General features: G+C 62.4%; 23 protein-coding genes and 2 pseudogenes. 4 read left to right on the forward strand and 21 right to left on the reverse strand.

Annotated features, from left to right (window positions below; genetic code table 11):
• The coding region (locus tag C7438_RS05300; protein ID WP_170143582.1) for a helix-turn-helix domain-containing protein at positions 1-182 on the reverse strand (182 nt) is incomplete at its 3' end.
• A 258-nt stretch (positions 183-440) separates the two neighbouring features.
• Between C7438_RS05300 and C7438_RS09630 the strand changes: the two are divergent.
• The 3 genes and pseudogenes from C7438_RS09630 to C7438_RS05315 all read left to right on the forward strand — a co-directional run.
• Positions 441-680, forward strand: a pseudogene (locus C7438_RS09630) (glycoside hydrolase family 65 protein); the annotation flags it as partial.
• A gap of 21 nt (positions 681-701) precedes the next feature.
• On the forward strand, positions 702-947 hold the full coding sequence (locus C7438_RS09635) for a glycosyl hydrolase family 65 domain-containing protein (RefSeq protein ID WP_245956518.1): 246 nt from the start codon (positions 702-704) through the stop codon (positions 945-947).
• 167 nt (positions 948-1114) lie between these two features.
• Positions 1115-1588 carry a carbohydrate ABC transporter permease gene (locus C7438_RS05315; RefSeq protein ID WP_121444337.1) on the forward strand — a complete coding sequence of 158 codons (474 nt, stop codon included), beginning with the start codon at positions 1115-1117 and terminating at the stop codon, positions 1586-1588.
• Positions 1589-1851: 263 nt separating this feature from the next.
• Here the strand turns inward: C7438_RS05315 and C7438_RS05325 are convergent, their stop codons facing one another.
• The 10 genes and pseudogenes from C7438_RS05325 to C7438_RS05370 form a co-directional block, all read right to left on the reverse strand.
• The gene (locus C7438_RS05325) at positions 1852-2562 is read right to left on the reverse strand and encodes a hypothetical protein (RefSeq protein WP_121444339.1); all 711 of its coding nucleotides are present in this window, start codon (positions 2560-2562) and stop codon (positions 1852-1854) included.
• Positions 2563-2651: 89 nt separating this feature from the next.
• Positions 2652-3554, reverse strand: a complete 903-nt coding sequence (locus C7438_RS05330; protein ID WP_170143583.1) for an RHS repeat-associated core domain-containing protein — start codon at positions 3552-3554, stop codon at positions 2652-2654.
• Positions 3545-4384 (reverse strand): hypothetical protein, encoded by an 840-nt coding sequence (locus tag C7438_RS09705; protein ID WP_491996586.1) that lies wholly within the window; start codon positions 4382-4384, stop codon positions 3545-3547. The genes C7438_RS05330 and C7438_RS09705 overlap by 10 nt, the downstream gene beginning before the upstream one ends.
• A pseudogene (locus C7438_RS09735) lies at positions 4358-4624 on the reverse strand (hypothetical protein); the annotation flags it as partial. The gene C7438_RS09705 and the pseudogene C7438_RS09735, both read right to left, overlap by 27 nt.
• Before the next feature lie 567 nt (positions 4625-5191).
• The gene (locus C7438_RS05345) at positions 5192-7165 is read right to left on the reverse strand and encodes a bifunctional metallophosphatase/5'-nucleotidase (protein WP_170143584.1); all 1974 of its coding nucleotides are present in this window, start codon (positions 7163-7165) and stop codon (positions 5192-5194) included.
• 444 nt (positions 7166-7609) lie between these two features.
• Positions 7610-8218, reverse strand: a complete 609-nt coding sequence (locus tag C7438_RS05350; protein ID WP_121444517.1) for an XTP/dITP diphosphatase — start codon at positions 8216-8218, stop codon at positions 7610-7612.
• Positions 8219-8232: 14 nt separating this feature from the next.
• On the reverse strand, positions 8233-9069 hold the full coding sequence (gene rph, locus C7438_RS05355) for a ribonuclease PH (protein WP_121444516.1): 837 nt from the start codon (positions 9067-9069) through the stop codon (positions 8233-8235).
• A gap of 108 nt (positions 9070-9177) precedes the next feature.
• Positions 9178-10251, reverse strand: a complete 1074-nt coding sequence (locus tag C7438_RS05360; protein WP_121444344.1) for a GerMN domain-containing protein — start codon at positions 10249-10251, stop codon at positions 9178-9180.
• A gap of 95 nt (positions 10252-10346) precedes the next feature.
• Positions 10347-11189: a glutamate racemase gene (murI, locus tag C7438_RS05365; protein ID WP_121444345.1), complete on the reverse strand. Its 843-nt coding sequence runs from the start codon at positions 11187-11189 to the stop codon at positions 10347-10349.
• 91 nt (positions 11190-11280) lie between these two features.
• Positions 11281-11733 carry a MarR family winged helix-turn-helix transcriptional regulator gene (locus tag C7438_RS05370; RefSeq protein ID WP_121444518.1) on the reverse strand — a complete coding sequence of 151 codons (453 nt, stop codon included), beginning with the start codon at positions 11731-11733 and terminating at the stop codon, positions 11281-11283.
• Positions 11734-12000: 267 nt separating this feature from the next.
• Here C7438_RS05370 and C7438_RS05375 point away from each other — a divergent pair, with 267 nt between their 5' ends.
• Positions 12001-13356 carry an FAD-dependent oxidoreductase gene (locus tag C7438_RS05375; protein WP_121444346.1) on the forward strand — a complete coding sequence of 452 codons (1356 nt, stop codon included), beginning with the start codon at positions 12001-12003 and terminating at the stop codon, positions 13354-13356.
• Positions 13357-13424: 68 nt separating this feature from the next.
• On the opposite strand, the gene C7438_RS05380 is transcribed toward C7438_RS05375, so the two are convergent.
• The 10 genes from C7438_RS05380 to C7438_RS05425 form a co-directional block, all read right to left on the reverse strand.
• Positions 13425-13646, reverse strand: a complete 222-nt coding sequence (locus C7438_RS05380) for a helix-turn-helix domain-containing protein (protein WP_121444347.1) — start codon at positions 13644-13646, stop codon at positions 13425-13427.
• A gap of 121 nt (positions 13647-13767) precedes the next feature.
• Positions 13768-15036, reverse strand: a complete 1269-nt coding sequence (locus C7438_RS05385) for an aspartate kinase (protein ID WP_121444348.1) — start codon at positions 15034-15036, stop codon at positions 13768-13770.
• A gap of 129 nt (positions 15037-15165) precedes the next feature.
• Positions 15166-17118, reverse strand: a complete 1953-nt coding sequence (uvrC, locus tag C7438_RS05390; protein WP_211322093.1) for an excinuclease ABC subunit UvrC — start codon at positions 17116-17118, stop codon at positions 15166-15168.
• A gap of 43 nt (positions 17119-17161) precedes the next feature.
• Positions 17162-17962 carry a YhfC family glutamic-type intramembrane protease gene (locus tag C7438_RS05395; RefSeq protein WP_121444349.1) on the reverse strand — a complete coding sequence of 267 codons (801 nt, stop codon included), beginning with the start codon at positions 17960-17962 and terminating at the stop codon, positions 17162-17164.
• A 250-nt stretch (positions 17963-18212) separates the two neighbouring features.
• The gene (acsA, locus tag C7438_RS05400) at positions 18213-19958 is read right to left on the reverse strand and encodes an acetate--CoA ligase (protein ID WP_121444350.1); all 1746 of its coding nucleotides are present in this window, start codon (positions 19956-19958) and stop codon (positions 18213-18215) included.
• A gap of 130 nt (positions 19959-20088) precedes the next feature.
• Positions 20089-21618 carry a solute symporter family protein gene (locus C7438_RS05405; protein ID WP_121444351.1) on the reverse strand — a complete coding sequence of 510 codons (1530 nt, stop codon included), beginning with the start codon at positions 21616-21618 and terminating at the stop codon, positions 20089-20091.
• A 110-nt stretch (positions 21619-21728) separates the two neighbouring features.
• Positions 21729-22094 carry a DUF485 domain-containing protein gene (locus C7438_RS05410; protein WP_121444352.1) on the reverse strand — a complete coding sequence of 122 codons (366 nt, stop codon included), beginning with the start codon at positions 22092-22094 and terminating at the stop codon, positions 21729-21731.
• 197 nt (positions 22095-22291) lie between these two features.
• Positions 22292-22669 (reverse strand): thioredoxin family protein, encoded by a 378-nt coding sequence (locus C7438_RS05415; RefSeq protein WP_170143585.1) that lies wholly within the window; start codon positions 22667-22669, stop codon positions 22292-22294.
• Positions 22670-22710: 41 nt separating this feature from the next.
• Positions 22711-22968, reverse strand: a complete 258-nt coding sequence (locus tag C7438_RS05420) for a YkoF family thiamine/hydroxymethylpyrimidine-binding protein (RefSeq protein ID WP_170143586.1) — start codon at positions 22966-22968, stop codon at positions 22711-22713.
• A gap of 138 nt (positions 22969-23106) precedes the next feature.
• Positions 23107-25602, reverse strand: coding sequence for an endonuclease MutS2 (locus C7438_RS05425; RefSeq protein WP_121444355.1), 2496 nt, complete (start codon positions 25600-25602; stop codon positions 23107-23109).
• Between the last annotated feature and the right edge of the window lies 1 nt (position 25603).

Below are 25603 nucleotides of genomic sequence, written 5' to 3' on the forward strand. Positions count from 1 at the left end.
CGGTTCAGTTCGCGGTGAAGTTCATAGGCGCTTGTCGTGCGGCCTTCGTTTTCGTAGATCTCCTTCCACCGCGCGAGGCCCCAGTTGTAGGCAAAACGAGCGGCCCCGGCGTGCTTGGCGAGGAGAATGCGTTGTTCCTTGTTGGGATCGAGCTCGTAGCGGTAGGCTCTATGGATCTTCACGTCGAAGCGCCTCCAACACTTTTTTGCCCGGCGTTTCGCAGAACGCTTGCCGTAGAGACAAACAGCTAGGGAAGGGAGTACTTCGGCCATTAGGTGATGCCGCGCCTTTTGGCCCATTCGCTGAGTTTCATGGGTATACTTTACCAAAGAAAGGAATGAAGATCAATCGTATTTTTATCTGTTGGCAACCCTCATGCTACACATGCATTACCTGGACATCTACCGCTTCCAAGTAGCCAAGCAGCCGGACGTTCCCCTCTGGCTCTACCTTGGCTCTACCTCTTCCCGCGCAAATTTTCGCCGGAAGAAATTCGAGAACACCTCGCCTACTACGAACCGATCGCCGTCCACGACTCTTCCCTTTCGCCTTCCGTATTCGCCGCGCTTTGGGCGCGAGCGGGGGATGTTGAGCGCACCTACGCGTATCTCCGGTACGCCGCCCGCATCGACCTCGACAACCTGCACGGCGACACACGGCACGGCGTACACCTTGCCGCCATGGGCGGCGCGTGCCAGGCGTTGCTCGAAGGTTTTGGCGGCATCGTCGCCGACGAAGATAGGCTCGAAATCTCACCCCGCCTCCCCGGAGCATGGAACTCCCTCACCTTTCGCTTCCGCTACCGCGGACGTCTCCTCGAAGTTCGAGCCACGCGTGAGCGTACCGACGTCCACCTTCTCGCGGGCGAGCCCTTTTCCGCCACCGTACACGGCGCCCGTGTCGAACTCGTTTCCAGAAAGCCGCAGTCGATTCCCCGAACATGGTAAAAAAAGCCAATGAGCACTCGAGACCTTGACCTTAAATAAGTTTGCGGAATCTCCGGTGTGAAAAATCCCATCGCTTCCGGTGACAGCGTAGGTTGGCCGCTCATGGACGTGATCGAATACTTTCTCATCGCGTTCGGCGGACTCCAACTACAGCTTGACTTGAACAAATGGCGTTAGTCCCTCTCTTTCAGGGACTTGCCGCCCTCGACTTGATCAACTCGTACGTCGGGCTCATTTTCGTCCACGCCGCCTGGGGGCTACCGTGGATCACGATGTTCCTTCGGAACTTCTTTACAACCGTGCCCGTGGAGCTCGAGGAAGCGGCGCGCATCGACGGCGCTTCGCGCACCTACACCTTTTTCCGCATCCTCCTGCCCGTAAGCCTCCCGGCCCTCGCCTCGGCCGCGGCTCTCCAGTTCAACTGGGTGTGGAACGACTTCTTTCTCGCCCTCATCCTCATCTACAGTCCCGACAAGCTCCTTGTCACCCAGCGAATCCCGCTTCTTCGAGGACAATATTACGTGGACTGGGGTCTTTTGTCCGCCGCGGCTCTCCTTGCGATGTCCGTACCCATCCTCGTCTTTCTCCTTCTCCAGCGCTACTACGTGCGCGGGCTTGTAGGCTGGAGCGTGGAAAAGTGATCCCTTACGTTCGCGTCAACGCTCAAGAGATTTCCCCCTCTCAGAGTCATAGGTGTGGGTTATTTAGGTGTGGGTTATTATTTTGAACGATTTCGTAGCTAGCCGAGGTCAGTCGGCCCGGGACGTCATTAGTGTAGGTGGCTTCGCCTACCGGCAGAACCATACTGAGCAAAAGCAGGATGTCACCGGCTGCTTCTAGGAAAATCTCGGCTTCACAGTCATCACCCCTCTCTATGCTATATCCAGCGTAGATCATTTCTTCCTTACCACCAGTTTTCCACTTCTTTTATTATCCTTTCATCTATATTTTTGCCGTCACCGTTAACACCTACCACTACGAAGCCTTCAAGCATCCTCGGGTATGTCGAGTAGTGAAGCTTCTTCGGGATAACCGCTACTTCTCTAAACATTAGGAATAGTTCATTATCCATCGGTGTCACTTCTTTTATCCTCGGACTGTCAAAAACCTCGGTTATCGTGAACTCCTTTCCTCTTATCGCGCCACTGTACTTGCCTTCTGCCAGGATCGCCTTGTACCTGTTCTCCCCCGGTTTTCCTACCGGGTCCAGGTAGCACGCCGTATCTACATCGTACTTCGACAAAAGGGCTTTAAGGTTGTTCTGCACAATCGTAATTAATATTCCTTGTGTTGCACCGTAAATAATTACGAAAGCGCAGACAGTTGACAAAAGAGAAAGTTTCGCAATACCATATGTTATAACCTCATGATATACTAAAATGGGAATTGATAAAGTTTCAACAAAAACAGTTATTCCGCCGAGCAATCCCAAGATTAAAGGAAGATGTTTTGTTTTTTTATGCAAAAGAAATCCGCCTAGCACACCGACTAAAATATTCAAAGACATTGTATAAATGTAAAAGATAAATTTTCCTCTTTCTTCTTGAATATATATGATATATCCAAATATTACAACGACCACGAAAAATAATGCTATCATGTAATAAGTAAACATAATAAATATTCTTCTTTTGTCCAAAACTATTCTCCTTTCTTTTTAAGTTATAGCATTCTTATATAAAGGTGCTATTTTAGAAAAAAATGCTACTTAAAACTTGACATAGGCTTCAATGACTTTTCCAGTGTTAGGGCAAAGTCGTAAGTAGTCATAGCTCCTTGGATTTCTAGACTCTTCGTGGAATAAAGCAGTGGGAGAACTCTGCCCTCTGGTGTAAATGTTGTCAAGTTTTCGATCATGTTGCCTACCTTTCCCATAACACCACCTACTTTGGACAAAAATCCGACCTTTCCCATAACACTACCTGCTTTGGACAAAAATCCGAGACCCGGAATTATACCAAGAGCATTTGATATTTGTGTAAGAATGTATGCCGTGTCCATCGGCTGATTAGATTTCTGACGTTGATATTCTGTATATACAAGAGAAACTGATGATGCTACTACTCCCACCATTGTGGCTCCCAACACCACCACAGCGGGAGCCCCTGCCAACCCTGCCCCTAAAGCAATAACTCCTGCTGCAAACCCTGCTACGCCCGCTATAACTGATATCCAGTCCCGCCCGAGGGGATCGATGAAAATTACGGGGTTGTCTGCAGCGAAAATGTAGGGGTTTAGGCTCAGAGGATCAAATATATCACTCGCTCTCCTGTCTTTGCTCACAAACCTCTTGATCTCCGGGCTGTAGTACCTAGCCCGCATGTAGTAAAGCCCGTTGGGGTCGGTCATTACTCCGTCCCGCCCGTTGTACAAAAACGGAGTCTGCGATTCACCCACGTGTCGCAAAAGTTCGCCGTACGGACCGTACCAGAAGCGATCGCGAACTTCTCCCAGAAAGCCGCTCAAGGTAATCATACTGCCTCGCAGGTCGTAATGGTAAGCACGGAACTCGCCGCCGCTTTCCTCTCCGATCAAACCGAGACCGTACACGTAGTACGTCTTTTCCCCGTTGTCATCCTCGCGTACGAGGACACGGCTCAGCCCCATTCCGGATCCACCACGCATTTCGTCTGCCGTACACCTTGGTCGATTACGGCAATTCGGTTCCCTTCTGCGTCGTACACATATTCCGTTTGCCCGACACGAATTAGTTTCCCTTGGGAATCATAAACAAAATTTACCATTTCTCTACCCAAAGGTCCACATGCCATATTACCATCGCCGTGGTATTTGACCTCTTCACCACGGTATCGAGCGAGACGGTTGTCTGGACCGTAAACGTACTCTTCGTCGGAGTTCGGATAGGGGACCACCTTTGTACCCGACTCTTCTCGCACGATATTCCCTGCCGCGTCGTAGGCAAATTCGTAGCGTGCGATTTCTTCACCTCGATCGTTCCGGTCAACCTGTCGCACGACGCGCCCTGCATCGTCGTACTCCAGGGTCAACTCCGTTCCGTTCGGACGGCGAATTTTCGTGACACGGCCGGCGGCATCGTAGACGTAACTCGTCTTACGACCAGCCCAGTCGGTAACTTCCGTGAGACGTCGCACCCCATCGTAGGCATATGCGACCTCTTTTCCGTCGGGGTAGGTAAGCTTTACGAGATTTCCTCCCGCATCGTACGTGTAGCGAATGGTATTCCCATTTACATCCGTAAACCGCACCACTCGGTTCAACGCATCGTATTCGCGAACGATTTTTCCGATTGGATCTTCCACTTCCAGGAGATTTCCGTTGGTATCGTAGCGATAACTTACCTCCCGATCGGGGTAGATCACCTTCGTCAACCGCCCGGCCGCATCGTATCGGTACAAGATCTCCTGACCGCGGCCGTTGACGACCTTGGAGACAAGCCCACGGGCATCGTATTCAATCCGCGTGCGGTCGCCCACGGCTGTGACAATTTCTACAGGTCTGCCGGCCCGATCGTAGACAAACCGCGTCGTGTTTCCGTTCGGATCCGTCAGACTTTCGAGATTGCCGTCCACATCGAAAGTCTGAGAAGATTTCCCTCCCAAAGCATCAAGCGCCTCGATCATACGGTCGTATACATCGTAAGCGTAAGACGTCGTCCGTCCAAGCGGGTCTACAGACTTTACCATGCGCCCTAAAGTATCATATGCAAAAGTTTGTGCGTTCCCGAGTCCGTCTGCTCCTGAGAGAGGCGACTCGGGTTGAACATAAAGAAAAGGAGCGTGTCGTACTTTGCAAGCTCATCCGCCGTGAGTTCATCGGGATTGAGCTTGCTAAACTCCTAATCCGGATAGTCATTAGGATTAAAATATCCCAAAGCAGATGCGTAGAACTTGCCGTCATATGCTTCATCAAGAACCCCCACAAACCGAAACCGACTCGACTTCTTAGCTCCTACCTCCAATTCCTTGGCGAGAGCAACTTCGGGCCTCGGAAGAGCGCAATGGGTTCCACCAAATAAGACAATAAGGCCAAGACAACGAGTACAACCGTGGCTTTCCAAAGAAGACCTCTGGAATGTCCTATATAACGCCAACCTCCTCAAGACTCGTTTTGTTTTCGTGATGCTTGACGTAAGTGAACAAAAAATCGGGAAAAACAGATAGGAGAAAATTTCTACGTCCTGAAAGCACCTGCATCGCATCTCAGAATTAAAAATCGATGGAGAGAACGTCTATTTGCGTAGAGCAATGTAGCCCGAGTAAACTCTAGACACACTTCTCCCATCCAAACTCGTGCCGTCGAAGTGCGACACCGCCCACGGCAAGAACTGCCCCGCCCACGACGAGAAGGAATTCCGGCGACAAAAGGCCCGTTCGAGGGAGGGTACGCACGGATCCAGAGGCTAAAGCGTGCGACGGATCGGAGGTTTTGGGCACCGTGGGGAGGATCGGTTCAGAAGACTTGGGCGTCCCGGAGGGAGGTGCATCGCCCGACGAAGGAGCGTTCCCCGTATCGTCCGAACCCGGCGGAGCGGTACCTGCCTCGTCGCCGGGAGTTGGGGCGGGGGAGGTCGCCGCGTCCGCGCGTTCGATGCGGCCTTCCACGCGAGGCGAGACCGGGGAGTGGGCTTCTAGGTATTCGACCAAGGCGTCGTGGTCAACTTCGTAGAGTTCGATGATCCGGCCTTCGTCTTTCGCCCGCTTGAAGACCTCGTAGCCGTCGCCCCCGTCGGCGACGAAGTTGTTCGTCACGAGGAGGTACGTCGCCTTGGGGTCGAGGGGGCGGTACGCCCGTGCCCCTTCGTCCCAAACCTCGACGCGAAGGATGCGCTCCCCTGCGGGGCGGGATGGATCGAAGGCGTAGCGCATCCCCGCGACCTGGGGGAACCTCCCGTGCTTGTCCTCTACCTTGGAGACGCCGTTTTCTAGCGCGTTCAAGATTTCCGCGCCTGTAAGGCGGAGGATCACGAGCATGTTGTTAAACGGCATGACCTCAAGAACCTGACCCAAGGTGACGTCTCCGGCGGGGATGGACGCGCGGATGCCGCCGCCGTTGACCAGCGCGAGCTGAGTCCCCGGAACCGCCTTACGGGCCTTTTCCAAGTAGGCGTCGGCGATCAAATTGCCGAGGTTGGTCTCCTGCGTGCGCACGCGCTCCCGCGCTCCGTCCAAGCCGACAAGCGTCTTCCCCACCACACGCCGCTTGATCTCCTCGAGGGGGGCGTCGTACGAGTTGAGGAGTTCCTTGAGCTCCGGATCAGGAGGGACGTCTTTAAGGGAAAGGAGCTCCCCCTGCACCCGGGAAAGCCGAGGCTTCCCGCCGGACTCGAGACCAAAGGACAAATCGAGGCGCCCGAGGTACTTCCCCCACTCCCCAGCCTGGGCGATCCACATCGTTCGTCCGTCGGGTTGGGACAAGCTTACGGGAGGGTTGAGCGCGGTATGCGAGTGGCCGCCGACGATCACGTCGATTCCCGGCACGGCCTGGGCGAGGCGCCTGTCCTCGGCGTAGCCGATGTGGGTGACGGCTACGATCACGTCGGCGCCGCGCTTCGTAAGCTCTTCCACCATCCGCCGCGCCGTCTCTACCTCGTCGGCGAAGGCTACGCCGGGCCCAGGGTTTGAAAGAATCGCCGTCTCCTTGGTCGTAAGTCCGAAGATCCCCACGCGCACGTCGCCAAGATCCCAAACGGCGCCGGGGTAGATCTTCCCGGCGTAGTCCTTCTTCGTCGCCGGGGTGATGACGGGGATTTCGTTTGCCACCACTTCGGCAAGCTTCGCGTCGGGTTGCACGCTGAGGTTGGCAGAAAAGACGGGAAACGCGAGCGCGCGGACAAACGTCGCGAGAACCTCTTGCCCTCGGTCGAACTCGTGGTTTCCGAGGACGAGGAGGTCGTAGCCCATCCGGTTCATGAAGTCGGCATCGGCGAGCCCTTGGTAGTGCGATGAGTAGAGCGTCCCCGTAAAGACGTCCCCCGCGTCCACGAGAAGGACGCGCTTCCCAGCGGCCTCCGCCTCGCGGCGAATCTCGGCGATCTTGGTCCCGCGGGCGGGGGCGTTCTCCAGATGGCCGTGGGTGTCGTTCGTGTGAAGGATGAGGAGATCCGGCGGCGGCTGAGGTGCCTCGTCCTCGGCGCGGGGGAGGCCAAATCCCCCAAAAAAGAGCGAGATGAAAAAGACAGCGAGGAACATCCCCGCCAAACCGGAACGAAGTCGCGCTCGCGCGCGGATTCCCTTCATCGACAATACCTCCCCGACCTTGTCCTTGCTATGGCTCCCATCGTTCCGCAGACGGGAAACGCGATCCACCACGCCGACATGGGGCTTCCAGACGTCAAGGTAGGCGCTCGAAAGAATGCACAGGGTTGTCCCCTTTGCGCACCATTGTAGTTCACGAAGATGAAGTCCCGGTAAACTTTGCGTAAAGATTCGGTTACAAAACGAAACACACAAGGGGCGGGGAATCCCGCCCCTTGTGTGTGGCATCCGATTCCGGTTCGTCTTTCCCGAATACGAAACCGGGGGCTTTTCTCCGACGGGGCCTCCAAAGGTGGTGCGGGTTCTCGTGCGACCTCAAAACGCGCCCCCACAGCCCAAACGGGTACACCTGCAGGCGGAAAGGTGGAGGAGATTCGGAGAAAAAGCACCCGGTAAGGGAAGGGAGCGACGCGCGATTCCCTTCGCCTACGCTTCCGGAGGTTCTTCGGCGATCCGGCGCTTCAGGTAGTCGACGAAGGCGCGCAACGCCTGGCCCCGGTGGCTGATCGCGTTCTTCACCTCGAGGGGGACTTCGGCGAGGGTCTTTCCGAGGTCGGGGACGTAGAACACGGGGTCGTAGCCGAAACCGCCCGTCCCCCGCGGTTCTTCGGTGATGACGCCTTCCAGCCTGCCTTCGAAGGTCTGCACGGGCTCCCCGGGAGCCGCGAAGGCGACCACGCTCACGAAGTAGGCCCGGCGGTCGGCGACGCCTCGCATCTCGGCGAGCAGCTTGGCCACGTTTGCCGCGTCGTCTGCCCCTTCTCCCGCATAGCGGGCCGAACGAACCCCCGGACGCCCGCCCAGGGCGGGGACGACGAGGCCGGAATCGTCGGCCAGGCTGGGAAGCCCGGTAGCCTCCATAGCCGCGATGGCCTTGCGCACGGCGTTTTCGGCAAAGGTCTCGCCCGTCTCGGGAGGGAGCTTTACGTCGGGAAACCTCTCGAGGGAAACAATCCCCCACGCGAGGGAGGCGAGGAGCTCGCGCACTTCCCGGATTTTCCCGGGATTTTGGGAAGCGATGAGGAGGAGGCGCATGAGGCGCGGGCGGCTCACGACGGACCACCGTCCTCGGGAACCCCGCCTTCGGAAGCGTCGAGGGCCCCATGCTCCTCGGAGGTGCGATCGTCGGCCGCGGACGCGCGTCGCGCGAGCTCGGCAATCCGCTCCCCGATCGGACCCAGGACCTCCCGTTCGATTTCCACGAGGCGCTGGATTCCGCGTTCCGCAAGGGACAAGAGCTCTTCGAGCTCTGCGCGAAGAAAGGGGGATCCTTCTCCGCTTCCCTGGATTTCGACATACCGCCCGCTGCCCGTCATGGCCACGTTCATGTCCACACGCGCCTCGGAATCCTCGGCGAAGTTGAGGTCGAGGAGGGGCACGTCGCCGACGACGCCCACGCTCGTCGCCGCGAGAAAGTCCACGAGGGGGATTTCGGCAATTTCCCCGCGCTCGCGCAGGCGTTCAAAGGCAAAGGCGAGGGCGACAAAACCGCCCGTGATCGCAGCCGTCCGCGTTCCACCGTCCGCCTGGAGGACGTCGGCATCGACGATCACCGTGCGCTCCCCTAGCCGCTCGGGGTCGACCACGGCGCGGAGTGCCCGACCGATGAGGCGCTGGATTTCCATCGTGCGCCCCTGGAGGTGGCCCCGTACGGACTCGCGCTGCGTGCGGGTTTCCGTAGACCGGGGGAGGAGGCTGTATTCGGCCGTCACCCAACCGCGCCCTTGCCCGCGGAGGAAGGGAGGGACCTTGTCTTCCACGGTGGCCGTCACGTAGACGCGCGTATCGCCGACCTCGATGAGGACGGACCCTTCGGCGTACTTGTTTACGTGGGGTGTGATGCGGACAGGCCGGAGTTCGTCGGGGCTACGTCCGTCGATGCGCACGCGTTCCACCTCGCTTCGAACCGCACGAACCACTCCCTCATTATACCCGAACCGTTCCACCTCCCCACGGGGAACCGAGGGTACACCCGAGGTACCCGTCCTCAAGCGCTAAAAACCCAAGGGGTTCAAAGTTCGGGGGCGCGCCACGGGGCGCGTGAGGTCGAAGTCCTCCCCAACCTTGATCGCCTGCCCGTCTACGAGGATCTGTGCTTCCTTCGTCCCCGCCATCTCGGTTGCCGTGAGCGCCAAAGCCTGCACGGAACGCGCCGCCCAGGCGTCCGCCTTCCCGTCTTTGGTGAGGAGGTGGGGATCCACGTCCACGACCGCAACCCCGCCGTCGACGAAGGCGCGGTGAAGGCGCACGGAAGGACGCACGGTGGGCAGGAGGGAACTCCCTCCCAGGGGACCGCGAATGAGTTCGCGAATCGCCGCCTCGAGCGGCCGATCCGTACGGGGGACGAGGCGCGTTACGGGCACGAAGTAGGTAAACGTGCCGTCTTCCGATTGGGCTTGGAAGTACAGGCGAACGGGAGTCGTATCGCCGGGAGTGGCCTCCGGTGCAAGCTCGACGTTGATCCCCATCGACCGATCGAGGGGAGAGGAGACGGGTAGTCCTCCCTTCCCAAACCTCTCGAGCGGATGTCCGGAAACGCGCAGGGACACGCGCTTCACTGTGGGAAACTCCGTAAGCGTCCAGACGACGGCCTCCAGGGTGCGCGCGGCGTGTTCTGCCGCCACATTTTGTACCTCGGGACCGAAGTCGACTACGGCCTCCCCCTCCGGAGTCACGTCTATGGTAAACGTCGTTCCCTTGGGCAGGGGAGCGTGAAAGCCGTGGGGGAGAATCGCTTCTCCGGGGCCACCTTCTACGAGGTACGTGAGCGCCTGCTTTGCCACACCCTCGACGAGCGGCAGGCGGGCGGTGAAGGGGACGACGTACCCGTGGGCGTCCGTAACGTACAACGTGTAAGACGTAAGGGCGAGTTCTTTCCCTGGGGTCGCGGGGTGAAGGGAAGAAGCGCCTCCCTCGTTCTTGGACGGCGAAGGGGAAGGACCACTCGCCTGATTCCCCGTTCTCCCGCAACCCGCAAAGGAAAGAACCGCTACGACCAAGGCGAGAACGAGGGCAATTCCGCGAACGTAAGGAACGGTGGTTCCGGCCGACCGTGTCTTCCCGCGCATCCGTAAGCCCCTCCTTACGGCAGCGTAGTCCTAGGGCATGTATACGGGTGCGGGGACAACGGTAGACCGGCGGGGTCCCGAAGCGCGATCGGCGCTCATCCGCCGAAACCCGGAAGCGGCGCGTCTTCGGAACCCTGGAGGACGGACAGGGGAAGATGGACCACGTGCACGGGGCGGGCGAGCACCGCTCCCGCCCAGCGGGAAAAAAAATCCGGGTCCCCCGTCGTGTAGAAAAGGACCTCCCCCTTCAGAGAGGAAGGGTACATACGGGCCACTTCCTCGGCGACTTCCTCCGCGGGGTTGAGCAGGGTAACCTCTTCGCCGAGGCACTCGCGAATGTACGGGGCGAGAAGCGGGTAATGCGTACACCCGAGGAGGACGGCGCGGAGACGGCGTCTCCCGTTGGCCCCAGACCCATTCCAGAGAATCCGTACGGAGCCAAGCTCCTCGCACACCGCGCGGCGAAGGCGCTCGGGTGGAGCACCTCCCTCGAGCAGAGGTACCCACGTAGGACAGGACTTGGAAAAGACGGAGAGCTCGGGCCGCAGGTGGTAGAGGAGGCGAGGGTAGACGCCGCTGGCCACGGTTACGGGGGTGGCGAGGACGGCGATCTCCTCCGCACCGGCCCGGGCGGCAAGACGTGCCCCGGGTTCTACCATCCCGAGGACGGGGACGTCCGCCTGGCGGCGAAGGAGGTCGAGGGCCACAGAGGAAACCGTATTGCACGCCGCAACGACGAGGGCGGGCCGAAAGCGCAGGAGGAATCCCAGGATCTCGAGAGAAAACATCCGGATCTCCTCGCGCGAGCGCGAACCGTACGGACTGCGCGCCTGATCCCCTACGTAGACGAGAGGCGCCCGGGGAAGGCGAAGGAGGATTTCCCGTACCACGGTGAGACCGCCGAGCCCCGAATCGAACACCGCAATCGGCCCGGTCATCTGCTTCTCGCCCCTTTTTCTGCGTGTCCCGACGAAATCGCATCTCCGTATCGCCTAACCCCGGCTTCACCCAAAGCTCCGGAAATTCATCCTAGTCATCTCTATGCGTGGCACGACCGCTTTCGAACTCGCGCACCATTTCCGCGTGCAGGCGGGCGAGAAGGCGGCGCAGCTCTTCCGCCTCCTCGGGAGAAAAGCGGCGGAGGAGCCCGGCAAGGTACGCCTGCCGCCGGCGGATGACCTCCTCGATGACCGTACGCCCGGCCTCGAGGAGTTCCACGCGCACGACGCGGCGGTCGTGGGATGCGCGCACGCGGCGCACGTAGCCGCCGCGTTCCAATCGGTCCACGAGGTCGGTTACGGTGCTGTTCGCGAGGTACATTTTGGCGCTGAGTTCGCCAATCGTGAGGTTTCCGGCTTCTTTGAGCCACTGCAGGGCGATGAACTGCGGAGGCGTAAGGGGGGTTTCCTGAAGGAGCTCCCTTCCCTTTTGCTTCAGAAGGGCGCTCACGTGCCGAAGGTGCCACTCCACTTCCTCGGCGATCGCCCGTCCGCCTTCCTCTTCGGCACTCCGGCGATCCGCCCCTTCTCCTTCGTTTTGCGGAAACTCTCCCCCTGCGTTCCTCTCGTCCACTCCCGCTCGTCCCCTCTCGGGCCGGCAACCGGCCTTCCCTACCCGACTTCGCTTGCCTCTATCAAACCGGAAGGGCAAAACCCATGTCAAGGGGCGCCTCCCCCCCCCGACATGCAACCAGTTCCTGACGGGTGGTACAATAAGACGCACCGATACAAGGCGAAGGGGGCGACATATGTGGGCAAACGCTACGCGATCGTTGGCGGCGACGCCGCGGGGATGAGCGCGGCGACGCAGATCCGCCGTGTAGACCCGCAGGGCGAAATCGTAGTCTGGGAAAAGGAAGGCGTGATCTCCTACGCGCAGTGCGGCCTTCCCTACTACGTCGGCGGCGTAGTTTCCGCTCCGGAACGACTCCTCGCCCGAACGGCGGACGAATTCCGCGAACGCTATCGGATCGACGTACGCCTGCACCACGAAGTCCTGGCGATCGACCCCCAGGGGAAACGCGTGCGCATCCTCCGCCGCGACACGGGCGAAGAAATCGAGGAAGGGTACGACGTCCTCCTCCTCGCGACGGGGAGCGCCGCCGTACTCCCCCCGTGGGAAGGAATCGACCTGCCCGGCGTCTTTCCCCTTAAGACGCTGGCGGACGCCGAGCGGTTGGTGGCCTGGCTCTCCCGGCGCAACCCCAAGCGCGTCGTAATCGTCGGCGGCGGGTACATCGGCCTGGAAGCGGCGGAAGCGCTCGTGCACCGCGGCCTTTCCGTCACCGTGGTGGACGTGGCGCCCCAGCTCATCCCGAGCTTTGACCGGCCGATCGCCGAGCTCGTCCGGCAGGAACTCGAACGGCACGGCGTCGAAGTTCGCCTGGAAGAACGGGTACGCGGCTTTTCCGGCGACTCCGCAGGCGTGCGGGAGGTCCTCCTGGAAGGCGGTTCCCTTGCGGCGGACCTCGTCCTCGTCGCCGTAGGCGTCAGACCGGTCAGCGAGCTCGCGCGCGCCGCAGGGATCGAGCTCGGACCTCGGGGGGCCGTCCTCGTCGACGAATACCTGCGAACGAGTGCGCCGGACGTGTACGCCGCGGGCGACTGCGCGACGCACTTTCACCGGATAAAAAACGCTCCCGACTACATTCCCCTGGGTACCACGGCCAACAAGCAGGGGCGGATCGCGGGAGCAAACATGGCCGGTGCGCAAATCCCCTTTGCCGGCGTTTTGGGCACGGCCATCGTCAAGGTCTTCGACCTCGCCATCGCCCGCACCGGTCTAGGAGAGGAAGAGTGCCGAACGTCGGGGAGGACGTGTGAGACGGTGGCAATTCAGGCGCGTCCCGTGAGCCACTACTACCCGGGAGCAGAAGACGCGCTTACGCTGAGGATTACGTTCGACCTCAAGACGCGGGCGCTTCTGGGCGGACAGATCGCAGGCCGTCGCGGAGTAGACAAGCGCATCGACGTCCTCGCCACGGCGCTCTACGCCGGCCTCACGATCGACGAGCTCCAAGCCCTCGACCTCGCCTACGCGCCGCCGTTTAACGGCGTGTGGGACCCCCTGCAGCAGGCGTCTACAGTAGCACAAAAGAAGGCATAGCGCGATACGTCGGGCGTGGCGCGACCGGCGCCGCACCTCCGCCGAACGAACAAGCTCCTCCTGGATGCCTAGATCTTGAGTTCCCCCATGCGCACGAGCTCCACGACGGCTTGAGATCGGCCCTTGACGCCCAACTTTTGAATTACGTTGGAGATGTGGTTCCGCACGGTCTTTTCGCTGATGAAGAGCTCGCGCGCGATCTCCTTGGTGGTTTTATCCTTTACGAGCAGTTCGAAGACTTCCCGCTCGCGCGGCGTGAGGATCGACGAACGTTCGAGGTTGGGGGCCACCCCTACCCCTCCCTTCCGAAGCCACCCGAGAAGGTGCGGTGCCGGATGTCAACGTATCGTATGTGGAAGGGATTGGTGGGGTGTAGGCCGGTATCGAGGGGAGTCCGAAAATCCCCGCGAACTAGGCCTCCCGCCTTCCGCCCTGGGGAGAGGGGGTACCCTCCGCCTCGGCAGCTTCGTCGTCGAGGCCAAACGCCGTGTGCAGGAGACGGGCGGCCCGGCACGCCTGCTCGCGTTCGACGACGACGGAAATCTTGATCTCCGAGGTGGAGACCATCTTCACGTCGATCCCCGCGTCGGCGAGGGTCCGGAAGACTCCGGCCGCCACCCCGGGACGCGACGCCATCCCCGCACCTACGACGGATACCTTGGCCAACCCGCCTTCCGCGTCCAGGCGGTCGTAGGCGAGAGAACTCCGCCGCGCCGCGAGGAGTTCGATGGCGCGCTCGAGGTCTCCCGCCTCGAGGCTGAAGGCGACGTCCAGCCCGTCAGGGCCCGCGACACTCGTGATGATGATGTCCACGTTGATCTCCGCCTCCGCGAGAAGGCCGAAGAGGCGCTTGAGGGCCCCCTCCGGTGGGCGAACACCCCGAAGCGTCACGCGGGCGACGGATTCGTCTACGGCGACGCCGGTGACGACGCGTCCTCCTTCCATGTCCTGCGCCTCCCCTCCGATCCACGTCCCTTCCCGATCGTCCAACGAAGTGGCCACGTAAAGCGGTACTCCGTAGCGCTTGGCGAGTTCTACGGCCCGGGGGTGCAACACGACGGCACCGAGGTGGGCAAGTTCGAGCATCTCGTCGTAAGTGACGTGGGCGAGCTTGCGCGCCTTGGGAACAACCCGCGGATCGGACGTGTAGACGCCGTCCACGTCCGTGTAGATCTCGCACCGCTCCGCCCGAAGGGCAGCTGCGAGGGCCACGGCCGTCGTATCGCTTCCCCCCCGACCGAGCGTGGTGATCTCCTCTTCCGCGGTAACCCCCTGAAATCCCGCGACGAGGACGACCTTCCCACCGCTCAGGTGGCGTTCGAGTCGCGCCGACTCCACGGACTCGATGAGGGCCCGGCCGAAGGAGGGCGTCGTGCGGATGCCCGCCTGCCACCCCATGAGGGCAACCGCCGGCACGCCGCGGTCGCGCAGCGCCATTTCCATAAGGGCGATGGACACAACCTCGCCCGTAGACAAGAGGAGGTCCAGGGCGTCCGGGTGGGGACGCGGGGAGACCTCGCGGGCAAGGGCGAGGAGCTCGTCCGTCGTATCGCCCATCGCGGAAAGGACGACGACCAACGGTCCGTGCTCGCGGTACGCCCGCGCGATGCGTTCGGCTACGTTCAGGATCCGCGCGGGCGTCGCGAGGGACGAACCACCGTACTTCTGAACAACGCGCACCGGCGTTCCCCCCTACGCGACCGAATTCGCTCGATCCGCTCTTGCAAAAGCTTTTTCTATTCTACGGAGTCGTGATTTTTCCCGCAAGGTCTCCGACGCCGTCTCCCGTTCCGCCGGACGTGTAGACCCTCAGGAAATCCTCCCCGTATCGACCTCCTCCTTCGGGAGGTCGTCTCGTCCTGTGCGGTCGGCACCTCGGTCGGTACGGTACTCCCCGGGTGATTCCGCCACCGCATCGGCCGTAGAGGCAAGGGCGCCTTCCTCTCGACCGTAGGAAGACAGATACGCCCGCAACGTCTGGGCGAGCTTTTTCCCCACCACGGCCGCGAGCTCCTCCTCGGGCGCCGTCCGGATGCGCTCCAAGGAACCGAAGCGGCGGAGAAGCTCGCGCTTGCGCTTGGGGCCTATGCCCGGAACCTCGTCGAGGACCGAAGCGAAAGCTTCCTTCTTCCGCCGCCGTCGGTGGGTCGCCACGGCAAACCGGTGCACTTCTTCCTGCATGCGCACGAGGAGGAGGAAGGCCGCACCGCGCCGGGAAAGGGCGAGGGGGCGCGGCGGATCTCCGGCCAGCGCCACGCGCGTCTCGTGGCGCTCGTCCTTGGCCAGGGCGAGGAGGGGGGTAGGCCGCCCGAGCTCCTCCGCGAACACCTCGCGGGCTACGGCCAGGTGACCGCGGCCTCCGTCCAGGACGACGAGATCCGGCCACGGCCCGCCTTCCTCGAGGAGCTTGCCGTAGCGGCGCCGGAGGACCTCCCGCAAGGCTCCGTAGTCGTCCCCGCGGGCTGCCTCGCGGATTCGGTACGTCCGGTAGTCGTGCTTGGACGGACGACCGTCGACGAAGACCACGACGACGCCCACCGCCTGGGCGCCAAAGAGGTGGGATTGGTCGAGGACGTCGATCCGGCGAGGTGCGGGAATGCCCAGGACGCTCCCGAGCTCTTCCAAGGCCGAGGCGATGCGCTGCGCGTCCCGCGCCTCCAAGGCCACGTGCTCCTCCAGGGCGTGCCGGGCGTTTTCTTGGGCCATCTCGAGAAGGCGCCTCTTTTCCCCGCGCTTCGGGACGTGCACCCGCATCCCTAAAGCCTGCCCGAGCGCCTCGGCATCCTCGATGGGGGGGAGGAGGAGAAGGCCGGGGCGGTTGGCGACGTCGAAGTCGAGGTAGTACTGCCCGAGGAACTGGACGAAGGCCTCCTCGGATTCGCCGTAGTAGGGGCGAATGTCGCGCTCTCCCTCCAAAAGCCTCCCCGCGCGCACGTGGAAAATCTGAATTGCGATCCGCCCGTGCTCTGCGAAAAAGGCGGCGATGTCCCAGTCTTCCGTTCGGTTCGGGAGGAGCACCGCCTGCTCTTCCTTGAGGTGCCCGATCTCCCTCAGGAGGTCGCGGAGCTGTGCGGCCCGTTCGAAGTCGAACCGTTCGGCCGCCTCCCACATCTGCGCCTCGAGGCGCTTCTCCACGCCCTCGGTCTTCCCCCGAAGAAAGGCGGCGATTTCCCGAACCATCGGCCCGTAGACGTTCGGGTCCACCGGACGGACGCAAGGCGCAAGGCACTGCCCCATGTGGTAGTACAGGCACGGCCGATCGGGCAAGGTTCGGCACTTGCGAAGGGGGTAGAGCTTGTCGAGGAGGCGCTTCGTGGCGCGCGCCGCCTGGGCGTGCGGATAGGGGCCGAAGTAACGCCCCCCGTCCGGCTGGACGCGCCGGGTGATCTCGATCCGCGGGTGCTCTTCGTTCGTGATCTTGATGTAGGGGTAGGACTTGTCGTCCTTGAGGAGGACGTTGTAGCGCGGCGCGTAACGCTTGATGAGGTTCATCTCGAGGAGGAGCGCAGCCGTCGGGTTGGGCACGACGATCGTCTCGAAGTCGGCAATCTCGGAGATCATCCGCTCCGTCTTCGCGTCGTGGGCGCCCGTGAAGTACGAGCGGACACGCTGCTTCAGGGAGTTCGCCTTTCCGACGTAGATGACCTCACCTTGGGCGTTCTTCATGAGGTACACGCCCGGTCGCTCCGGCAAAAGCTCCACCTTCGCCCGAAGGCGCCCGCGATCCCCGGAAAGGCCCCCTTCGATCGGACCATCCGCCACAAGCCTCACCCCCTTCCCTTTTGCAACCCGGGGACAAACGTCGTCAACCGGTTTCTCCCGTTCGAAGCTCGCGGACGGACCACACGAGGACGACGGCGAACAAGAGGAACCAGATCAGATCTCCCCCTTTGGGGGCGAGCGGCCAGGCGAAGGGAAGGACGTCGGGCGAACGCGTGAGGACGCGCGCTAAGGCGTCGGCCAAAAGCACCGCACCGACGAACGCGTACCTTCTCCGAACCACGGCCGAGTAGAGGAGGACGGAGAGGGCGACGTCCCACACGTACCAGAGGAGGGGAAAGAGGCCGTAGCGGTAGGCGAGGATCCAAGGAGATTCGACGAAGGCGCGAAGGAGTTCCGGCGGAAAGAGCCCCCAAAGGGCTTCCGGAGAGAGAGCCCCCGGGAGGCGGGAGCGAATCTCCCACGCCCGCCCGAAGTTCCAAAGCGTGGCGACGAAGGTGAGCTGGAGGAGGGACATCCCCCCGTAGCCTATCCCAAACGAAAGCGCCTCCGTAGGGGAACCCTCGAGCCGATCGCGCACGAGGACGAGGGTGCCTGCCCGCCCGAGGATACCGAAGAGGGCCAACGTCCCGGCGAGGAGCGTCAACTCCAAGAGAGACCAGCCGCCGCTTACGGCCGTGAGGATTCCAAGGGAGCCGAAAAAGATCTGACGCGTGAAGATCTGGCCGAGCATGAGCGTGAAAAAGAAGTAGGCAAAGGCGCCGTAGCCCACGGCACCCCAGGAAAATCCCCGCGTCCGACCGAACCACAGCGCAGAACCGAAGAAAATCCCGAGAACGACCACGGGGACGGCGACGAGCGTCACCACCGTCGGAAGGGGAAGCATGGAACGTCCTCCGTTTCCGAACGTCGGAAAGTAAGGCGCAAATGCCGGCGGCACCTTCCGGGGGAAGGCCCCTCCAACAAGTATATCAAAGCGCCGGCGTGCCCTTCGGATGAGGCTCCCGTGCCGATTGCTTCCTGCCGAACCCGCGCGTCTCCCTCGCTTCCTTCTGCGGCAAAATGCGCGCGAAAAAACGCGACCGCGGGCTTCGTCGCCCGCGGTCAAACGTTCCTTTCCTCTCTTTCCCCTACCCTCAGTCCTCCAGCGTGGAGAGGTCGCCGGCGGGAAGCCCGAGCTCCCACGCCTTGAGGACGCGGCGGACGATCTTTCCGCTCCGCGTCTTGGGGAGCTTGTCGCGAAATTCGATTTCCCGCGGTACGGCGTGGGCGGAAAGGCCCTTCTTGACGAATTCCATGAGCTCCTTCTTGAGCTCTTCGCTCGGCTGGTAGCCCTCCCGAAGGACGACGAAGGCCTTGATGATCTCGCCGCGCTCCGGATCGGGCTTGCCGATGACGCCCGCCTCCATGACCGCCGGGTGCTCTACGAGCTTGCTCTCGATCTCGAAAGGACCGACGCGGTACCCTGAGGTTTTGATCACGTCGTCGGCACGACCGAGGAACCAGTAGTACCCGTCCTCGTCCTTCATAGCCACGTCGCCGGAGATGTACCAACCCGGGAAGCGGAAGTACTCCTGGTACTTGGCCTCGTTGTTCCACACCTTGCGGAACATGGACGGCCACGGCGTCTTGATGCAGAGGTTCCCAGGCGTGTTGGGCGGCAGCTCGTTCCCCTCGTCGTCGAGGATCCCGATCTCCACGCCGGGGATGGGTTTGCCCATGGAACCCGGCTTGATCGGCAGGCAGGCGAAGTTCACGCAGATGTGGGCCCCCGTCTCCGTCATCCACCACGTGTCGTGGATCCGCTGCTTGTACACGCGGTACCCCCAGCGGACAACCTCGGGGTTAAGGGGTTCTCCGACGCTCAGGACGTGGCGCAGCGAGCTCAGGTCGTACTTCTTGGCGACTTCCTCTCCGGCGCCCATGAGCATGCGGAAGGCCGTCGGAGCGCTGTACCAAACGGTGACGCGGTACTTCTCGATCGTAGAGTACCAGTCGTCCGGGCTGAAGCGCCCGCCGCGGACGAGGTTGGTCGCCCCGTTGAGCCACGGCGCAAAGATCCCGTAGCTCGTACCCGTCACCCATCCGGGGTCGGCGGTCGTCCAGTAGACGTCCTCTTCCTTGAGGTCGAGTACCCACTTCCCCGTGATGTACTGCTGGATCATCGCGTTGTGCACGTGGTAGATCCCCTTGGGCTTGCCCGTCGTGCCCGAGGAGTAGTGGAGGATCATCCCGTCTTCCCGCGTGAGCCACACAGGTTCGAAGTCCCGCGGCGCCTTGGCGACGAGTTCCTCGTAGTGGTAGAACTTGGTCTTGCCGTCGGAAGGCGGAAGGTCCTTGGCGCCGACGACGATCACGTGCTCGAGATCGGGAAGATCGCGGTAGGGTACGCGCGGCAGGAGTTCGGCGTTCGTAATGAGGGCCTTGGCGCCGCTGTCCATGAGGCGGTCCTTGACAGCGGTTTCCATAAACGCCTCGAAGAGGGGACCGGCCACGAGTCCCGCCTTGATGATCCCGAGGATCCCGACGTAGAGCTCCGGCGAGCGGGGCAGGAACGTAAAGACGCGATCTCCCTTCTCAAGGCCGAGGGAGGTGAGGGCCGCGGCGACGCGCGCGGTGTGCTCCTTCATCTCGGCAAACGTGTACTTTACCTCGCGCTCGCGGTCCACGTAGATGAGGGCGACCTTGTTCTTCCGCCAAGATTCGGCGTGGCGGTCGATCGCTTCGTAGGCCATGTTCACCTTGCCCGTGTGGTACCAGGTGAACTCCTTTTCCACGTCTTCCCACTTAAACGTCCGACGCGCCTCTTCGTAGTCCTTGAGGTTGGGGTTGGGATTTTCGGGCAGGAGAATTTCCTCCCCCTGTCGGAGCTCCTGTACCATCGCACCTTTCGCCTCCCGTGAGCTGTTTCGGATACGAAAAACTTAGCACAACTGCCCGACCCATGCAAAGGGTCCGTCGAGGCAAATTTTTGAACCCTTGTACCTTCTCGGCTCCGGCGCTCCTTCGGCTTCACTCGGCCCCGACGCCTGTGTTCGCCCGAAACACGAGCTCGTCGTATTGGGCGGAGTATTCGGTTTCCGGCCGCGTGGCCAGGCTCACGAGCACGGAGGCGAGAAATCCGACGGGAATGCTCACGATGGCAGGGTTGGAGAGGGGAAAGAGGGCTCCCTTGCCCATCACGTTCGGGCCTACGAGCACCAGCCCCACGGCGGTGGCGAGACCGGCGAGCATGCCCGCGAGAGCCCCCGCCGTGTTGAATCGCTTCCAGTAGAGGGAGAGGAGGATCGCGGGCAAGTTCGCGCTTGCCGCCACGGCAAAGGCGAGCCCGACGAGGTGGGCGACGTTTTGCCCCTTGGCGGCGATTCCGATCAAAATGGACAGCCCGCCGATGGCGAGGGCCGTATACCGGGCGACGAGAAACTGCTTCCGTTCGTCCACCTTTCCACCGCGGATCACGTTTGTGTAGATGTCGTGGGCGAACGCCCCGGAAGCGGCGATCACGAGGCCGGCCACGACGGCCACGATCGTCGCGAAGGAAACGGCGGCGATGGCCGACATGAAGAGCTCCCCGGCGAAGCTCCCCTGTCCGCCCCCGAGGACGAGGGCGAGGAGCGGAGCGGCCATGTTGCCGCCCTTATCGGCGGCCTTGATCTGTTCGGGTCCCACGAGCACCATGGCGCCGAAGCCGACGTAGGTGATGAGGAGGTAGAAGACGCCGATCACGCCCATCGCCCAGAGAACGCTCTTGCGGGCGTCTTGTGCCGTGGGGACGGTGTAGAAGCGAATGAGGATGTGGGGCAGTCCCGCCGTGCCGAGGACGAGGGCGAGGCCGAGGGAGAGGAGGTCGATGGGGTTCTTGTACAGCACGCCAGGGTTCAGGTACTGGGGACCGTACTTTTCCGCGACCTGTCGGAAAAGCTCGGAGGGGTTGAAATGGAAGGCAAAGCCCACGAGGAGGACGAGGAGAATCGTCCCTGTGAGGAGGAGGACGGCCTTGACGATCTGCACCCAACTCGTGGCGAGCATTCCGCCAAACACGACGTAGACCACCATGAGCACGCCGACGATGAAGACCGCCCACTCGTAGGGGATCCCGATGAGGAGCTGAATGATCGACCCGGCGCCTACCATCTGCGCCACGAGGTAAAAGGTGCTGATCGTGATCGTCACAAGGGCCGCCGCGCTCCGAACGGGACGGGCGTTGAGACGAAAGGCGAGCATGTCGGCGACGGTGAACTTTCCGGAATTCCGCAGGGGTTCGGCGACGAGGTAGAGGACGACGATGTACCCCATGAGGAACCCGATGGCGTAGAGGAACCCGTCGTAGCCGTTTAAGGCCACGAGGCCGGCGATTCCAAGAAACGACGCGGCGCTCAGGTAATCCCCGGCGATGGCCAAACCGTTTTGCCAGCTCGTGAGCGATCGCCCCGCGGCGTAAAACTCGCTCGTGCTCCGCACGCGCTGGGCCGCCCAATACGTGATGTAGAGCGTGAGAAAGATGATCCCCAAGAAGAGCAAAACCCCCAAAACGTGGGCCATGCGCCTCGCTCCTCCCTTTTGCGCTTCGGTGCGTTTGCCTTCGTCACGCGGACCTTCCGCCGTCGACCCAAACAAAGGAAACCGTTTTCCCGGCGACTTGCCCTACCTGCTCACCGCGCGGCCTCGGCCGAAGGAGCCGCAGTCGCTTCGGAAAGCGCGGAAGCGGTCCCCGACGCGCCGTTCGTAGCCTTCTCGGCAAAGGCCCGCGCATCGCGGTCGAATCCCCGGGAGAGTACGACGTACACGTAGGCGAGCCCCCAGGCTACGAGGTAGTAGAGAAGCCCGAAGGCGTAGCCAAAGGTGACGAACCCGAGGACGTACTTCGCCATGAGCGGCTTGGCGTACCCCGCGAAGATGGGGAGGAGCATGTAAAACACGAGGAAGAGGACGACCACCGTCCAGAGGACGAAGACCTTTTTGCGCAGGAACGTCCGAAATTTCGGGTCCTCCGCAATTTGCGCCACAGAGGGACGCATGTACACAGCCACCTCCTGTACCAGCACGTTGTATAACAGAAGTTTGGCGTTATTCTACAGGACGCTCCGGGAAAACGCAAGAGGGGGCAAAAAATACAGCATCCCGGCAGCAAATTCGCTGCCGGGATAGAAAACAAATTTACCGTAAAATGCGTGTAAAAAGTACGACGCCGCTACGGCCGCTTCCGCGGGGACGCTCAGGGATGGCCGACGATACGGGTCAAAAATGTCCGCACCTCGTCTTCGGGGTGGTACCCGAGGAGCTTCCCTCGCACGGTTCCGTGGGAGTACACGTACAGGGCGGGAACGGCGTACACGACGTACCGCTCGGCGACGGCCGGGCCGCGGTCGACGTCGTGTCGGACGAACTTGCACTTCCCGGAGGAGAGAAGGGGCTCTACCGCCCTCCGGACGACCTCGGAAAACATGCGGCAGGGAATGCACCACGCCGTGGAAAACTCCACGACGCACCACCCCGGAAAGTCCTCCACTTCGCGGGAAAAGCTCTCGTCCGTAGTTTCGACGGGCGTTGCCCGATCCTCCGCCCCTTCTCCCCCGCCGATCGCGCCCGACAAGCCCCTCCCCCCCTTCCCAAGCGTTCCCGCAGACGTGCCGGTCAGACACGTTTGGGACATACGTTGCTCATCGTCGTCACGAGCACGATCCGTCGGCCATCCGCCGCAAAGGAAAAAAGTTCGCGCACGGCGCGCCAAACGAGATCCGCATCCCCCGCGATGAGCGTGCTCATGGGCCCCACCTCGACGCGCAGCCCCTGACCTTCGTAGGAATGCAAAAGATCGATCGCCTGCCAGATCACCGCCCCATAGTCTTCTTCGGCGAGCGGGTAGAGCTGGAGTTGTGCGGAAATCTCCACGGTTCCTTCCCCCTTGGTACGCGCTTCGGTGTAAAGCAGCTCCCCTTCCGCTGCGGGGCAAGGGAAGCCTGACCAAGACCTCAGGTCCTGCGACGACAGGAAGGCAAAGAATCTCCCGTTCCCCCGTTCGGAGAGACCTTACGGGCCGAGTTCGACGACCGTCGCGCCTTCGCCGCCCTCTCCCTCCCCGCCGGCGCGAAAGGCCCGGACGTACGCGAGCTCCCGTAGGCGTTCCCGCACGGCCCGGCGAAGGGCCCCCGTTCCGAGTCCGTGGATCACGCGCACGCGCGCATATCCGGCGAGAAGGGCGCGGTCGAGGTAGTGTTCCAAAGCGTCCAACGCCTCTTCCACGGTCATTCCCCGAAGGTCGAGCTCGGGAGGAACCGCGGCGTCCGCCCGAAGAACGTTCCCGCCCGCCTCGTCGCCTTGTCCTTCGCGGGGGGGACGCCCCTTCCGACCGAAAACGGGCGACGGTTCGCCGCCGCCTCCTGTGGGCACGCTCACGACCTCCTCCGGCGCGACGCCGATGCGCAGAGAGCCGGCGCGGACGACGAGTTCCCGCGGGGTGACCCGGACCACTTCCGCCTGGAGGTTGTAGCGAGGAAGGAAGACGCGGTCCCCGGGACGGAAGGGCCGCTCTTCCCCGTTCCCCCGTTCGGCCGCACGGGTTCTTTCGCTTCCCGCATCGTCCCCCGTTTGCCCCTCGGAGAATTCCGGCGGAAGCGCCTCCTCCCGCAGGGCGAGGCGGCGGTAAGCCGCCTCGGCCGCACGCAAGAGTTCTCCCGCCCGCGCTTTGGAACCCCCGCCTTCCCGCGCACCCTGCGCAAAGGAAGCGTGGCGGGAAAGTTCGTCGCGGAGTTCGCGCAGCTCCCGAAGGATCGCGCGGGCCTCGTTGCGCGCCCGGCGCAAGTACTCTTCCGCCTGCGCCCTCGCCTCGGCGAGAATCCGCTCGCGTTCGCGGCGGAAGTCCTCCCGCTCGCGCCGCAACGCCTCGAGTTCCGCCGCGTATCGGGCGCGCAGGGCTTCCGCCTCTTCCCGCGCGCGTTCGTGGTCGGCTCGGGCACGCTCCAGCTCCGCGATGCGCTCCCCCAAGAGCTCTCGCCCGGCCCGGAGGTACCGCTCTGCGGCGGCGAGGATCTCCTCGTCCAGCCCCAAACGCCGGGCAATCGTAAGGGCGTGGCTTTCGCCAGGGATGCCTATGCGCAGTTCGTAGGTAGGGCGAAGCGTCTCGAGGTCGAAGGAGACGCTGGCGTTTACGATTCCCGGGCGGGAAAGGGCATAGGCCTTGAGTTCGCCGTAGTGCGTCGTGGCGACAACGTGGGTCCCCCGGGCGAGGAGGGCGTCGAGGATTGCCTGGGCGAGGGCGGCCCCTTCCGCCGGGTCGGTCCCCGCCCCGATCTCGTCCAAGAGGACGAGGCTGTTCCCCGTCGCCCGCCGGAGGATTTCCACGAGGTGCCCCATGTGCGCGGAAAACGTAGACAGGTTTTGCTCAAGGCTTTGCTCGTCGCCGATGTCCGCGTAAATCCCGTCGAAGACGGGGAGCTCCGCCTCCCGGGCCGGTACGAAGAGGCCGGACTGCGCCATCGCCGCAAAGATCCCGACTGTCTTCAGGGTGACGGTCTTGCCCCCCGTGTTCGGTCCCGTGAGGAGGAGCGCCCGTACCCCCTCGGGAAACACGATGTCGTTGGCTACGGCCTCCGCGGAGGGCAAAAAGGGATGCCGGGCGCCCCGAAGCGCGATGCGCCCCCGCGGCCGCAAGGTAGGTCGAGTGGCGCGGAGCTCCGCCGCATAACGCGCCCGCGCAAAGATCGCATCCAGGGCGCCCAGCGCCTCGTGGGAGGCGAGGAGTTCGCGGGCGTGTGCGCCCGCCTTACGACTCAGCCGGCGGAGGATCCGTTCGATCTCCCGCGCCTCTTCGGCGACGAGCGCTTGCCTTTTGTCTCCCAGGGAGACCACACTCTCCGGTTCGACGAAGAGGGTGTAGCCGGATTGGGAGACGTCGACGATCCGCCCACCGAAGACGGGGGCCGAGCCGCTCTTCACGGGAAGGACGGGGCGGCCCGCGCGGAAGGCGATTACGGGTTCTTGGAGGTGCTGGCGAAATTCGGGATTCCGCACGTAGTCCTGCAGGATCTCCCGCACGCGGGCGTCGAGTTCCCGCAGACGACGGCGAATCTCGAGAAGGTCGTCCGAGGCGCGGTCGAGGACCTCTCCGCGCTCGTCAAACACCCATTCTATCTCCTCGACGAGTGCGGGGAGAGAGGCGAGGCGCTCGGCGTACGCCAAAAGGTGTGAAAGCGGCCGCTCGCGGGAAACTTCGGTGAGGGCGCGGCGGAGCCGCTCCGCGGCGCGGAGGTGCGCGCGCAAGGCGAGAAACGCCTCGGGGGGGAGGACGCCCCCCTTCTCCGCCCGCACCACCCACGGACGAATGTCCGTTACGCCGGAAAGGGAGGGGACTTTAGGGAGGCAAGCGAGCGCCTCTTCGGTCTCCGCGAGGCGGCGTACGGCTTCCCCGGCATCCGTCGTGGGAAGGAGTTCTTCGACGATGCGTCGTCCCATCGGCGTGTCCGCCAGTTCGGCGACGCGCGCGCGCAGGCGATCGAATTCGAGGCGTTCCAGCTCGCGCACCTCCACC

Origin of the sequence: Brockia lithotrophica, assembly GCF_003633725.1 — a bacterium.
Classification (GTDB): Bacteria; Bacillota; Bacilli; order Thermicanales; family DSM-22653; genus Brockia; species Brockia lithotrophica.

Excerpts from the sequence above, each read along its gene's own strand:
- acsA (WP_121444350.1), bottom strand. The coding sequence starts at position 19,958 with ATGGTACAGGAGCTCCGACAGGGGGAGGAAATTCTCCTGCCCGAAAAT.
- C7438_RS05395 (WP_121444349.1), bottom strand. The coding sequence starts at position 17,962 with ATGCTTCCCCTTCCGACGGTGGTGACGCTCGTCGCCGTCCCCGTGGTC.
- C7438_RS05360 (WP_121444344.1), bottom strand. The coding sequence starts at position 10,251 with ATGCGCGGGAAGACACGGTCGGCCGGAACCACCGTTCCTTACGTTCGC.
- C7438_RS05315 (WP_121444337.1), top strand. The coding sequence starts at position 1,115 with ATGGCGTTAGTCCCTCTCTTTCAGGGACTTGCCGCCCTCGACTTGATC.
- C7438_RS05325 (WP_121444339.1), bottom strand. The coding sequence starts at position 2,562 with ATGTTTACTTATTACATGATAGCATTATTTTTCGTGGTCGTTGTAATA.
- C7438_RS05405 (WP_121444351.1), bottom strand. The coding sequence starts at position 21,618 with ATGGCCCACGTTTTGGGGGTTTTGCTCTTCTTGGGGATCATCTTTCTC.
- C7438_RS05410 (WP_121444352.1), bottom strand. The coding sequence starts at position 22,094 with ATGCGTCCCTCTGTGGCGCAAATTGCGGAGGACCCGAAATTTCGGACG.
- C7438_RS05345 (WP_170143584.1), bottom strand. The coding sequence starts at position 7,165 with ATGAAGGGAATCCGCGCGCGAGCGCGACTTCGTTCCGGTTTGGCGGGG.
- C7438_RS05330 (WP_170143583.1), bottom strand. The coding sequence starts at position 3,554 with ATGGGGCTGAGCCGTGTCCTCGTACGCGAGGATGACAACGGGGAAAAG.
- C7438_RS05350 (WP_121444517.1), bottom strand. The coding sequence starts at position 8,218 with ATGCGCCTCCTCCTCATCGCTTCCCAAAATCCCGGGAAAATCCGGGAA.
- murI (WP_121444345.1), bottom strand. The coding sequence starts at position 11,189 with ATGACCGGGCCGATTGCGGTGTTCGATTCGGGGCTCGGCGGTCTCACC.